This is a genomic window from Streptomyces sp. NPDC007162, assembly GCF_040634175.1.
Classification (GTDB): domain Bacteria; phylum Actinomycetota; class Actinomycetes; order Streptomycetales; family Streptomycetaceae; genus Streptomyces.
This window is the reverse complement of sequence record NZ_JBEYFC010000258.1, coordinates 1-12,222: the sequence shown is the minus strand read 5'-3', so window position 1 is coordinate 12,222 and position 12,222 is coordinate 1. Positions and strand designations below refer to the sequence as shown.

The 12,222-nt window shown below is 71.2% G+C and carries 11 protein-coding genes and 1 pseudogene; 5 read left to right on the top strand and 7 right to left on the bottom strand.

All coding sequences use genetic code 11. From position 1 onward, the window contains the following. A pseudogene (locus tag ABZ646_RS26885) lies at positions 1-436 on the top strand (DUF1343 domain-containing protein); the annotation flags it as partial. Positions 437-516: 80 nt separating this feature from the next. Further along, positions 517-1,836, top strand: a complete 1,320-nt coding sequence (locus tag ABZ646_RS26880) for a serine-threonine protein kinase (RefSeq protein WP_360523922.1) — start codon at positions 517-519, stop codon at positions 1,834-1,836. 19 nt (positions 1,837-1,855) lie between these two features. On the opposite strand, the gene ABZ646_RS26875 is transcribed toward ABZ646_RS26880, so the two are convergent. Further along, on the bottom strand, positions 1,856-4,639 hold the full coding sequence (locus tag ABZ646_RS26875) for a penicillin acylase family protein (protein ID WP_360523919.1): 2,784 nt from the start codon (positions 4,637-4,639) through the stop codon (positions 1,856-1,858). Between the two features lie 268 nt (positions 4,640-4,907). On the opposite strand from ABZ646_RS26875, the gene ABZ646_RS26870 reads away from it, so the two are divergent. Further along, on the top strand, positions 4,908-5,510 hold the full coding sequence (locus ABZ646_RS26870) for a hypothetical protein (RefSeq protein ID WP_360523917.1): 603 nt from the start codon (positions 4,908-4,910) through the stop codon (positions 5,508-5,510). Positions 5,511-5,564: 54 nt separating this feature from the next. On the opposite strand, the gene soxR is transcribed toward ABZ646_RS26870, so the two are convergent. Beyond that, positions 5,565-6,026, bottom strand: coding sequence for a redox-sensitive transcriptional activator SoxR (gene soxR, locus ABZ646_RS26865; RefSeq protein ID WP_360523914.1), 462 nt, complete (start codon positions 6,024-6,026; stop codon positions 5,565-5,567). A 122-nt stretch (positions 6,027-6,148) separates the two neighbouring features. Here soxR and ABZ646_RS26860 point away from each other — a divergent pair, with 122 nt between their 5' ends. Continuing rightward, complete coding sequence (locus tag ABZ646_RS26860; protein ID WP_360523928.1) at positions 6,149-6,610, top strand: MaoC family dehydratase; 462 nt, start codon at positions 6,149-6,151, stop codon at positions 6,608-6,610. Between the two features lie 12 nt (positions 6,611-6,622). On the opposite strand, the gene ABZ646_RS26855 is transcribed toward ABZ646_RS26860, so the two are convergent. The 3 genes from ABZ646_RS26855 to ABZ646_RS26845 all read right to left on the bottom strand — a co-directional run bounded on the left by ABZ646_RS26855 (position 6,623) and on the right by ABZ646_RS26845 (position 8,844). Further along, positions 6,623-7,246, bottom strand: a complete 624-nt coding sequence (locus ABZ646_RS26855; protein ID WP_360523911.1) for a TetR/AcrR family transcriptional regulator — start codon at positions 7,244-7,246, stop codon at positions 6,623-6,625. Between the two features lie 100 nt (positions 7,247-7,346). Beyond that, on the bottom strand, positions 7,347-7,634 hold the full coding sequence (locus ABZ646_RS26850) for a YiaA/YiaB family inner membrane protein (protein WP_360523908.1): 288 nt from the start codon (positions 7,632-7,634) through the stop codon (positions 7,347-7,349). A 58-nt stretch (positions 7,635-7,692) separates the two neighbouring features. Beyond that, a complete protein-coding gene (locus tag ABZ646_RS26845) occupies positions 7,693-8,844 on the bottom strand; it encodes an acyl-CoA dehydrogenase family protein (protein WP_360523925.1) in 1,152 nt (383 codons plus the stop codon). 61 nt (positions 8,845-8,905) lie between these two features. Between ABZ646_RS26845 and ABZ646_RS26840 the strand changes: the two genes are divergently transcribed. Next, on the top strand, positions 8,906-9,553 hold the full coding sequence (locus ABZ646_RS26840; RefSeq protein WP_360523905.1) for a TetR/AcrR family transcriptional regulator: 648 nt from the start codon (positions 8,906-8,908) through the stop codon (positions 9,551-9,553). Positions 9,554-9,662: 109 nt separating this feature from the next. On the opposite strand, the gene ABZ646_RS26835 is transcribed toward ABZ646_RS26840, so the two are convergent. Then, positions 9,663-10,751, bottom strand: a complete 1,089-nt coding sequence (locus ABZ646_RS26835; protein WP_360523902.1) for a Zn-dependent alcohol dehydrogenase — start codon at positions 10,749-10,751, stop codon at positions 9,663-9,665. 13 nt (positions 10,752-10,764) lie between these two features. Then, positions 10,765-12,153 carry an aldehyde dehydrogenase family protein gene (locus ABZ646_RS26830; protein ID WP_360523899.1) on the bottom strand — a complete coding sequence of 463 codons (1,389 nt, stop codon included), beginning with the start codon at positions 12,151-12,153 and terminating at the stop codon, positions 10,765-10,767. Positions 12,154-12,222 lie beyond the last annotated feature (69 nt).

Genomic DNA, 12,222 nt, shown 5'->3' with positions numbered 1-12,222 from the left:
GGAACGCCCGTACGCTGCGGGCGTTCCCCGGGGCACCACCCGCCCCTTCGAACTCCTCGGCGCCGAGGGCGTCGACGCCCGCTGGGCCGCCGCCGTGGGCGAGCTGGGACTGCCGGGCGTGCGGTTCAGGGAGGCGTACTTCGCGCCGACGTTCTCGAAGTTCCAGGGCAGGACCGTCGGCGGGGTGCAGATCCACGTGCACGACCGGGCCGCCTACGACCCCGTGCGCACCGGCGTGGCGCTGCTCGTCACCGCCAGGAAGGTGTGGAGCGGCTTCGCCTGGCGCGCCGACCACTGGATCGACACGCTCACCGGATCCACGACGGTCCGCACGATGGTCGACGCGGGTGCGGGCCCCGACGAGATCGTCGGGGCCTGGCAGGACGACCTGGCCGCCTTCCGCCGGGTGCGAAAGGAATTTCTCCTCTACAGGTGAGGCGCGGCGTATGGCCAACGTTGCCCGGGAGCGGGACGATGCGCGCACATCGCACCGGTTCGGGCGGCGAGGAGCCTGGTATGGCGGATCCTGGGATGAGCGTGGCTCCCTACTGGGAGCTGACCTTCGACGCGGACGGGGATCCGGACGGCGCCGAACGCGACCGGCTGCTGGCCGAGGTCACCGGCCGCGGTGTCCGTGACCTGATCGTCTTCGCGCACGGCTGGAACAACGACCGTACCGGCGCGACCGCCCTGTACCGGCACTTCTTCGCCCCGATGCCGGGGCTCGCGCCGAGGGCGAGACTCGGGTACGTCGGGGTGGTCTGGCCGTCGATGCGGTTCTGCGACGAACCGATCCCCGACTTCCCGAAGTCGGTGGTGGCCGCGGAGGCGGAGGAGTCCCCGGCCCCGGTCCTCGACAAGGACACCCGGCACGCGCTCCTGGAGACGTTCCCGGGGCGGGCCACGGTGGTCGACCAGATCGCCCGGATGCTGGACCAGCGGCCGGCCGGTGAGCTCGAGGAGTTCGGGCGCCTGGTGCGGCTGCTGGTCGAGGTCCTGCCCGGCGGCCCGCAGCCGCTGTTCGCGGCGGACACGATCGCGGAAGGCGTCCCGCAGAGCGAGCCGGTGCTGTTCAGCGGGGAGGCGACGCGGCTGTGCGAGGAGTTCGCGGGGGCCGTCGCGTCCCTGCGGGAGGGCGGGAGCGCGGCCGGGTTCGCGCTGCCGAACCCGTGGGACGGGGCGAAGGAGTTGCTGCGGCAGGCGACGTACTACGCGATGAAGCGGCGGGCGGGCACCGTCGGGGAGCATGGCCTCGGACCGGTGGTCGGGCAACTGGCACAGGCGGCGCCCGACGTGCGGGTGCATCTGGTCGGGCACAGCTTCGGCGGCCGGCTGGTGTCCTTCGCGCTGCGCGGGCTGCCGGACGGGGTGCGCACGGTGAAGTCCGTGACCCTGCTGCAAGGCGCCTTCTCGCACTACGCGTTCGCCGCCCGGCTGCCCCAGGACCCGCGCACCAGCGGGGTGCTGCACGGTCAGCAGAACCGGATCGACGGCCCGTTGGTGTGCTGCTACTCCCACTTCGACGAGGCGCTCGGCACGCTGTACCCACTGGCCTCCCGGATGGCGGACGACTGCGAGTCGGCCCTGGGCGCGGACGTGGCGCGGCTGCTGGGCGACCAGTGGGGCGCGATGGGCCACGACGGCGTCCAGGCGGTGCCGGGCACCGGGTCGCTGGACCTGGCGGCGGCGCTGCGCGGACCGCTCGCCGCGTCGGGTTGTGTGAACGTCGACGCGGCGGCGGTCGTGAACCGGGGCGGTCCGCCGACCGGGGCGCACAGTGACATCGTGCACCCCGAACTGGCGCGGTTGGTGCTGGCGGCGGGGCGCATCGGGTGACCCCGCCGCCGTGCGGGTGTCACCGGTGCGAGGTGTACTCCACCACCTGCTGGAAGGTGGGCCGGTTCTGCCAGCTGATGTTGTAGTGCTTGATGCCGCCCAGGGTGCGCTGGACGATCGAGTCGGCACACCACTGGTCGCCCGCCGAACACAGCGAGTCCCCGGGGTAGACGGTGGACGCGCTGGTGCCGGCCGCCGTCTTCAGGGTGCTGATCAGGATGTCCCGGCAGGAGCTGAGGCTGCCGCCGCCGCAGTACTGCTCGGCCAGCGGCCCGGACACGCTCTGCCCGAGCACCGAACGGATGTCCTTGTCGACATAGCTCCACCAGCCGTACTGGAAGGAGCTGCCGGCGTGTGAGCCGGTGGGTCCGTGTGCGGCCCACGGGGCTTCGTCGACGGGCAGGTTGGCGGTGAACGCGGTGTACAGGTCGGAACCGAGGCCGGGCTGGAACTCGGCCTTCACCAGCAGCGGCCACCAGGCGTCCAGGATCCGGATGGCGTCGGAGTTGGCGTAGGTCTTGGAGCCCGCCGACGTCTCCGTGCGCTTGCCGCCCGCGGTGAGCCAGGTCTGGATCTTGCTGACGGCCGCGGCGGCCGTGGAGTCGGTGACCGTACTGCTGTTGATCACCTTCAGCAGATCCGGCACCACGTCCTCGGCCCGCAGGTCCGTGAGCGACGCGTCCGCCATGGCCTTGACAAGCGAGGAGCGGGTGACGCCCCCGGCTGCCACGAGTTTCTTCACCCGGTCGTCGAGGAGGTTGCCCCGGTGGACCGAGCCGTCGCCCCAGCTGGCGGTCGTGTAGTCGAGCGCCTGCTTGTTGTTCCAGGAGACGTAGTAGTCCTGGTCGATGGACTGGGGGTGCTGCGAGGCCGGGGTGTAGTCGGCCGTGTTGGTGGTCGGGTCCCAGTTCTGCCACTCGTAGGCGGCCTGGCCCCAGACCGGGAACTCCGGGTCGACACCGCTCGCGCGCACCGGGTTGTTGCCGCTGTTGTAGTACGCGGTGTGCGAGGAGTCGGCGTAGAACCAGTTGAAGGTGTAGTTGATGTGCTGCACCGCGCTCTGGAACGTCTGCGGGCTGTTCACATAACTGGGATCGTTGAGCATCTGGAAGCCGATGATCGAGTCGGCCTCGTGCATGTAGGAGGAGCGCAGGGTGGTGTAGGCGACCTTCTTGCCGCCGACGGTGGCCCGGTATTCGACGGGTCCGTACTTCGTCTTCCAGACCCGCATGGTGTACGAGCCGGCGGCCGTGCCGTCGGCCGTGGTCGGCTTCCAGGAGTTCGTCTGCTCGACCTTGTCCATGGCCGTGCAGGTGCCGTGGTACAGGTAGTGGTAGTCGTCCTGGCAGAGTTCGACGGCGAAGCTGTCGATGATGTCCTGGCCGGAGGTCGTGGCGGACCACGAGTAGTCCTGGCCCCGGCCGAGTTCGACGTACATGCTCAGGCCGGCGAACGAGGCGCCGCGGGCGCTGATGCCCGGGCCCTGGATCTCCTGGAGCATGAGCAGCTGCGGGGCGAAGTAGCCGGTCTGCGGTCCGAAGACGGCGATCGGGTGGCCGCTCGCGGTGTACTTGCCGCTGACCACCAGCGCGTTGGACATCCCGCGCTTGGCCGAGCTGAGCGCGGTCGCGGTCGCCGCGGCGGAGGCGGCACTGGCGCTCTGGTCGGCGCCGGTGCCGGTGGCGTTGTAGACCAGCGGTTCGGTCGTCACCGATCCGGCGTCCGGCAGCGCCTCACCCTGGGGACTGGCGGGCTTGGTGCCGTAGGGGAAGCTCTTGCCGTCGTGGACGGTGAGCACGGCCTCGGGGTCGTTGCGTTCGCGGAACGACTCCCAGACCTTGGTGCCCTCGGTCACCCCGTACTGCTCCTGGGCGGCCAGCAGGGAGATGGCGTTGTTGACCTCGCCACCGCCGCCGGAGCCGAACAGCGTGCCGATCACGGAGGCCAGCGCCACCAGGTCGGTGATCTTGAAGTGGTCGATCGTGCCGGCGTTGGTGATCGAGTCCTTGTGGCCGGTCAGCACGTACTCGCCGGGGAAGTAACGGCCGCTGTCGGAGGCGTCGATGTAGGAGTTGATGCCGTCGAGGTAGGCGTTCGCGTCCGCGAGGGCCTGCTGGCCGCGGGCGCCGTTGTTCGCGATGGCGTTGTCTATCTGCGCCTGGAGGTCGGCCTCGGTGTAGGGCGCGTTGCGGTAGAACTCCTGCTCCAGGCCCTGGTTGGAGGCGACACCACCGGCGAAGGAGGTGAGCTGGCCGCGCCCGACGTGCCGGAACACGTCCATGAGCCACAGCCGGTCCTCAGCTGCGGCATAACCGGCGCCGAACTCGGTGCCGTATCTGGTGGTACCGGTGATATGAGGCACCCCGGTCGCCTTGTCGCGGACGATGGTCACGTCGCTGCGGCCGGCCGGGCTCTCCGTGGAGGCGACTTGACTCGATGCGACCCCGAACGACGCGTCGTTGAAGAACGTGTTGATCTTCGCGTCGGTGAGGGTGGAGTAGCCGGTGGCCAGGTTGGCGTAGGGGCCGAGCTGGTCCTCGGCGTGGCTCGGCTGGGTGCCGAAGGCCTGGTTGAGCAGGATCTGGGCAAGAGTGGCGTTGCCGTTCTCGCCGGGCGGCAGGATGTCGGAACACTGCCCGCCGCAGTAGTCGTTGGAGGCCGCCGCGGCGGCGGGGGTCTGGGCGAGCGGGGAGAGCAGCCCGGCGATCAGCGCGCATACGGATGCGGCTTTCAGGAACCCGGGGAGCCTGCGGGGAGTTCTCAGTTTGTCGAACAACGCGTGATGTCTGGTGCGCCGTGGCATGGCGGCTCCTCAACGACGGGGGTGGGCCGGACGTTACCGCCGGTATCCCCGGGATTGAAGATGAACATGCGTCAAGTTTTCAACATGTCGCCCGCGTCGGCGGCGCCATCGGCCGCCGGTCAAGGCGGGCGGCCTTATGGGCGGCATCGGAAATCGGATGGAGCCGATTCGAGTGTCGATACGTCTATACGGCAACGTCGCGCGGAGCCCGTGCGGCGACGCCGAAGTGACCGAAGTGCAGGGACAGGTGTGACGGAGGTGCAGGGCGATGGCCGGTTTCCGGAGTCTGGCGAGACAGGTGCGAGACCCACGGTGCGATCTGGCGCTGCGGCGTTATTCGCTGCGCAAGTGCCTGGAGCGGTTCGCTCCGTACGGGCACCGCGCGACCTGGGACCATCTGTGTGCGCGGGCCGGGTTCGGTCCTGAGGACCGGTCCCCCGATCCGGTGCGTCTCGTGGGCGCGCTGGACGAGTTGGAGGAGGCGCGGGCGGTCTGGCTCGCCTACGAGGTCGACTTCGCCTCCCGCCGCAAGAAGGAGAAGCACGACGGGCTGCGCCGCCCGGGCAGCGTGGACGACTGGCACCGGCTGACCTGGGGCGGATTCGGAGTGGCCTGGTGCGACGACCCACGGGTCCATCCCGACGAACCGCTCGCCGAGGTGCTGCGACGGCTGATCGCCGCCCTGGAGCGCGAACCGGGCACGGGCTGCCCGGTGTGCGAAGGGGAGCGCCTCATCTGGAAGTACGACCTGGACCACGAGCCCTCCGCCGGTCCGGTCTGCGCGGACTGCGGGATCCTGGTGCCGCGTCCGGTGCTCACCGCCGAGGCCCTGGCCTACGCCAGGCGCGGGCGGCTGCTCATGTCGGCCTGACCACCTGGGGGTGCGCCGGGGATGCCGCACCCCCCTACTGCCCCTCCTCCCGCATTACGCCCCCTCCTGAGGCAGCAGGCGGGAGCCAGCCCGCCGTTCACCGAAGGCATCGTGCGGGTTGGACAGGACGCATGTGGCCAGCGACAGGCAGCCGCAGCCGATGCAGTCGGTCAGGTGGTCGCGCAGCCGGTCGAGCTGCCGGATGCGTTCGTCGAGTTCCGCGCGCCACGCCTGCGAGAGACGGGCCCAGTCCTCCCGGGTCGGGGTGCGCTCCTCGGGGAGTTCCGAGAGCGCCTCGCGGATCGTGGCCAGCGGGATGCCGACGCGCTGCGCCGCCCGGACGAAGGCCACGCGGCGCAGCGTGTCGCGGGTGTAGCGGCGCTGGTTGCCGGAGGTCCGCCTGCTGCTGATGAGCCCCTTGGCCTCATAGAAGTGCAGCGCGGAGACCGCGGCGCCGCTGCGCGCGGACAACTGGCCGACGCTCAGCTCGTGGATCTCCTCGGGAATCTGCGGCACCCCGCAGACACTACCCATCGGGCGCGGGCCGCGGTCCGTTGACAGCGGCTCCCCGCGCGACCATGCTAAGCAGTTGCTTAGACAATGTGGGTGTGACCCGTGAGCGCGAGAGGGCCGGCAACATGGCAGAACCGAGGATCTTCGCTTCCCCCGACGAACTGAAGGCGGCCGTGGGCGAGCAGCTGGGCTTCACCGACTGGCTGGAGGTCGACCAGAAGCGGATCGATCTGTTCGCGGACGCGACGGGCGACCACCAGTGGATCCACGTCGACCCGGAGAAGGCGGCCGCCGGCCCGTTCGGCACGACCATCGCGCACGGCTATCTGACCCTGTCGCTGCTGCCGCTCTTCGGCCCTCAGCTGATCAAGGTCGAGGGCGTGAAGATGGGCGTGAACTACGGCACCAACAAGGTCCGTTTCCCCGCCCCCGTGCCGGTCGGCTCACGGCTGCGCGCCACCGCGACGATCACCGGCGCCGAGGAGGTCACCGGCGGTGTCCAGGTGACCGTCGCGTTCACCGTGGAGCGCGAGGGCGGCGAGAAGCCGGTCTGCGTCGCGGAGTCGGTGTCCCGGTACTACGTCTGAGCGGCCCCGTGGCTACTCGGCCCCGACCATCCGCAACACGAGGTCGGCGTAGAGCGCGCCGACCTCCTCGGGGGTCCGGGGGCCGTTCACGTTGAACCAGCGGGCCACGTCGATGCACAGCGACAGCACCGCGAGGGTGGTGCCGTCGACGTCGATGACGTCGAACTCGCCGGCCGCGACGCCCTCCTTGATGATCCCGCGCACCTCCGCGTCCACCTGGCGGCGCAGGGCTAGGATCTCGGCGCGGGCGTCGGGGCCGAGGGCGTCCAGCTCGTACTGCACGACCCGGGCGGTGGTGCGCCGGCCGGCGTGCCAGCGGACGAAGGAGCTGACGGCGTCGGCGAGCCGCTCGGCGGCGGTGCCCTCGCGCCGGGCGGCCGTCCGCAGGATGTCCAGGGCCTTGTCGTGACCGATGCGGCTGATCCGGTGGAGCAGCTCTTCCTTGGTCTTGTAGTGGATGTAGAGCGCGGCGGGGCTCATGCCGGCACGGCCCGCGATGTCACGGGTGGTGGTGGCGTGGTAGCCGCGCTCGGCGAAGGCCTCCACGGCGGCGACCAGCAGGCGCCGGGCCGCGTCAGGGGTGACCTCTTCCCACGGCTCGATCTCGCCGCCGGTCGTGTCCTCCGCCGTACTCATCGCTCGCTCGCCCCTCTCGGTACCGGAGCTCCACCATACCGCCGAAGCTGAGCGAGCGCTTAGTGTGCCCGCTCAGAGCTGTGCGCCGCCCCGGGCGAGGTCAGAGCTTCTCGAAGGGGTCGTGTTCGGCGAGCAGCTTCTCCAGCCGCGCCTGGTCGACCCGGCTGACGATCTGCCCGGCCTCCTGACGGTCACGGATGACCTTCGCGAGTGTGAAGGCGGAGGTGACGAGGTAGAGGACGGCGATGCCGAGGAAGCCACGCACCCAGGCGTCCGCGTGCAGCCTGAAGATGCCGATGACAGTCGCCGTCATGGCGATGCCGAAGGAGGCGACGGCCTGGCCGTAGAAGGCGGCCGTGTTCTGGTTTCTGACCGGTGTGTCACTCATGGGACGAGCATCGGCGAAGGTGGGCCGCGCCACATCCGCCGAGGTACTCAGGGCGTACTCAGAACGCCGAGACGCCCGTCAGTGCCCGCCCGATGAGCAGTTTCTGGATCTGGCTGGTGCCCTCGTAGAGGGTCATCACCCGGGCGTCGCGCAGGAGTTTGCCCACCGGGTACTCGTCGATGTAGCCGTAGCCGCCGAAGACCTGGAGGGCGTTGTTGGCGGCGCGCACGGCGGCCTCGGAGGCGAACAGCTTGGCCTTGGAGGACTCGGTGGCGAACGGCAGCCCGCGGTCGACCAGATCGGCGACGCGCCAGGTCAGCAGCCGGGCCGCGTCCACGTCGACGGCGATGTCGCTGATGAGTTCCTGGACCAGCTGGTGCCCGGCGATCGGCGTGCCGAACTGCTCCCGCTCCCCCGCGTACCGCACGGCGGCGTCGAGCGCGGCCTGCGCTATGCCGACGCAGCCGGCGGCGACCGACATCCGCCCCTTGGCGAGCGCGGACATGGCGACCGAGAAACCCTTGCCCTCCGGGCCGAGCATCGCGGCGGCGGGCACCCGGACGTCCTGAAGGACCAGTTCGGCGGTGGCCTGGCCGCGCAGACCGAGCTTGCCGTGGACGGCGCGGCGGGTGAGGCCGGGGGTGTCGGCCGGCACCAGGAAGGCGGAGACGCCCCGGTGGCCGGGGGCGTCGGTGGAGCGGGCGAAGAGCAGCACGACGTCGGCCCAGGTGCCGTTCGTGATGAACATCTTGGTGCCGTTGACGACGTAGTGGTCGCCCTCGCGCACGGCGCGGGTGGTGAGGTTGCCCGCGTCGGAGCCGGTACCGGGTTCGGTGAGGCCGAAGCAGCCGATGTGAGCACCGGAGGTCAGCCCGGGAAGCCAGCGCCGCTTCTGCTCCTCGTCGCCCCAGGCGGCGATCGACTTGGCGACGAGCCCGAGGGAGACGGAGACGATCCCGCGGACCGAGGAGTCCCCACGGCCCAGCTCCTCGGTCACCAGGCAGTACGACAGGTGGTCGCCGCCCGAGCCGCCGTACTCCTCGTCGATCGTCAGCCCGAGGAAGCCCACCTCGCCGAGCTTCTTCACGATGCCCCGGTCGACCTCCTCGGCCCGGTCCCAGGCGACCACGTGCGGGGCGATCTCGCGCTCGACGAAGTCCCGGGCGAGCTGCCGTACGGCGGCCTGCTCCTCGCCGAGCCCCAGGTTCACCATGCGACCACCCTTTAAATTAGCACTGCTAGTTTCTTCTCCCGGCCCTACTATGTGCGCCATGGCCCGACCGCGCAAGCCCCTCCTCAGCACCGACCGGATCGTCCGGACGGCCCGGGAACTCGTGGACGCGGAAGGACTCGCGGCCGTGTCCACCCGACGGCTGGCGGCCGAGCTGGGGGTGAGCGGGCCCTCGCTCTACAACCACTTCCGCACCAAGGACGAGATCCTGGAAGCGGTCGCGGACTCGGTCAGCGCGCAGGTCGACCTGTCGATGTTCGAGCCCGGCGACGGCCGGGACTGGCGGACGGCACTGCACGACTGGGCGGTGTCGTACCGGGCCGCGCTGCGCGACCACCCGAACATCGTCCCGGTGCTGGCCCGCGGGCCGGGCCGGCGCCCGGCCGGACTGCGGGTCGCCGACGCGGTGTACGGCGCGATGGTGGACGCGGGGTGGCCGGCGGCGCAGGCGACGTCGATCGGGGCGCTGATGCGGTACTTCGTCATGGGCTCGGCGCTGGGGTCGTTCGCCGGGGGGTTCGTGGACGACGCGAGCGCGTACGATCCGGCCGACTATCCGCACCTGGGGCAGGCGCACCTGCTGGCGGAACAGCAGGAGAAGATCGACGAGCGGGCGTTCGAGACGGGGGTGCGGGCGCTGCTGGACGGACTGGACGAACAGTTCGCGCGGGTGCGGGAGACGGCGTAGGTGAGCGTCCCCACACCCCGGCCGCGCCCCTGCCTTCCGCCCGAAATCCGTCGGCACCAAGTCGGTCGCAGGGAGCCCCGTTCCGGACAAGTCATGCCGTGACGGCCGGTCAGAAGACCACCAACGCCCGGCCTCCCTTGCCCGCCGTCATGTTCTCGAAGGCCGCCGGGATGCCCTCCAGGGCGATGTGTTCCGTCACCATCATCCCAAGGTCCAGGCGGCCCGCCCGGACGTGCTCGGCGAGCACCGGCAGGTCGCGGGCCGGGTCGGAGTTGCCGTACACGCAGCCGGCGAGGGTGCGGCCCCAGTGGAAGAGCTCCAGGGCGTCGAAGGTGACCTGTTCCGTCCTGCCGCCGATGCCGACCACGGTCGTACGGCCGCCCCTGCGGGTGGACTCCCAGGCCGCGCGGATGCTGACCGCGCGGCCGGCGCACTCCACGGAGACGTCGACCCCCTGTTTGCCGGTGAGGGCGCGGATCGCGCGGGGCGTGGTGTCGGAGGCGACCACGTAGTCCGTGGCGCCCGCCGCCCGCGCCAGACCCTCCTTCTCCGCGGACACGTCCACGGCGACGATTCTGGACGCGCCCGCGATCCGGGCCGCCTGGACGGTGGCCAGGCCGACCCCGCCGACACCGAAGACGGCGACGGTCTCGCCCTCGCGGACGCGCGCCGAGTTGTGGACGGCGCCGTAGCCCGTGAGGACCGCGCAGCCGAGGAGGGCCGCGTCGGTGAGCGGGACGCCGGCCGGGAGCGGGAGGACGCAGGACTCGGCGACCACCGTCTCCTCGGCGAACGCGGCGACGTTCAGGCCGGGGTGCAGGTCGGTGCCGTCCGCCGTGCGGGCGTAGACGTCGGCGGAGCCGTTCAGGGCGTTGGCGCAGAGCCAGACCTCGCCGAGCGCGCAGGCGTGGCAACGTCCGCAGGAGGGCGCCCAGTTGAGGACGACACGGTCGCCGGGTGCCAGCCGGGTGACGCCCTCGCCCACGGCGACCACGGTGCCCGCGCCCTCGTGGCCGAGGACCGCCGGGACCGGCACCCGCATGGTGCCGTCGGAGAGGGAGAGGTCGGAGTGGCAGACACCGGCGGCGGCGAGCCGGACGCGGACCTGTCCGGGGCCCGGGTCTGGGAGCTCGATCGCGGTGACCGTCAGCGGGGCGCCCACGGCGGGCAGTACGGCGGCGCGGACCTGGAAAGCCATCGGGGCGATCTCCTCAGAACTGCAGGGACTTGGTCTGGAGGTACTCGGCGAGACCGTGCGCGCCGAGTTCACGGCCGACGCCCGACTGCTTGTAACCGCCGAACGGGGCGAGGGGGTTGAACCGCCCGCCGTTGATGTCGACCTGCCCGGTCTCCATCCGCCGGGCGAAGGCCACTGCCTCCTCCTCGTCCCCGGCCCAGACGGCGCCCGCGAGGCCGTAGACCGTGCCGTTGGCGATGCGCAGGGCGTCCTCCTCGTCCTCGTAGCGCAGGATCGACAGGACCGGGCCGAAGATCTCCTCCTGCGCGATCGTCATCTCGGGGGTCACGTCGGCGAAGACCGTCGGGTGGACGAAGAAGCCCTTTTCGCGAGGGGATTCGGGGCCGCCCGCGACCAGCCGCGCGCCCTCCGCGATGCCCTTCTCGATGTAACCCCGCACCCGCGCCTGCTGCTTGGCGCTGACGACGGGACCGATCCTCTCCCCGTACTTGGCGGCGGCTGCCGCGGCCAGCTCCACCGCCTCGTCGTACTGACCGGAGTGCACCAGCATCCGGGTCCAGGCGCTGCACGTCTGGCCGGAGTTGGACATCACGTTGGCCACCCCGACGTTGACGGCCTTGGCGAGGTCGGCGCTCGGGAGGATGACGTTCGCGGACTTGCCGCCCAGTTCCAGGGCCACCTTCTTGACCGCGGCCCCGGCGGTCGCGCCGATCTGCCTGCCGACGGCCGTCGAGCCGGTGAAGGAGACCAGGTCGACGCCCGGGTGCTCGGCGAGCGCCTGTCCGGCGACCGGACCGAGACCGGTGACCAGGTTGAACACACCGGCGGGGAAGTCCGCTTCGTGCACCGCCTCCGCGAACAGCTGGGCGGTGAGCGGGGTGTTCTCGGCGGGCTTGAGGACGACCGTGCAGCCGGCGGCGAACGCCGGGGCCGCCTTCGCGACGATCTGGTGCAGCGGGTAGTTCCAGGGGGTGATCGCGCCGACCACACCGACCGGCTCCTGGTGGACGGTCGAGTTGCCGACCTTCTCCTCGAAGGGATGGGTGGCCGCCAGTTCGGCGTAGGAGCCCGCGACCGCGATCGGCACGGCCGCGTGCACGGCCTGGGAGAACTTCAGCGGCGCGCCCAGCTCCGCGCCGACCGTCTCGGCGATCTCGTCCTTGCGGGCCGCCAGGACGTCGCGCAGCGCTGCGAGCCGGGCGGCCCGCTCGGCGGGCGGGGTGGCGGCCCATGCCGCCAGGGCGGCGCGGGCGGCGCGTACCGCGGTGTCGACGTCGAGCGCGCCACCCGCCGGGACCCGGCCGATGACCTGCTCGTCGACCGGGTTCACGACCTCGATCACGTCCCGGCTCCCGGCGGCGCGCCAGGCGCCGTCGATGTACAGGCCGTCATGTGCCTTCATGCTGCTTCCTCCTGGCGGGGCCGGATCTCCGGCACACAAACTAGCGGCGATAGTTTTAGCGCGCCAGAC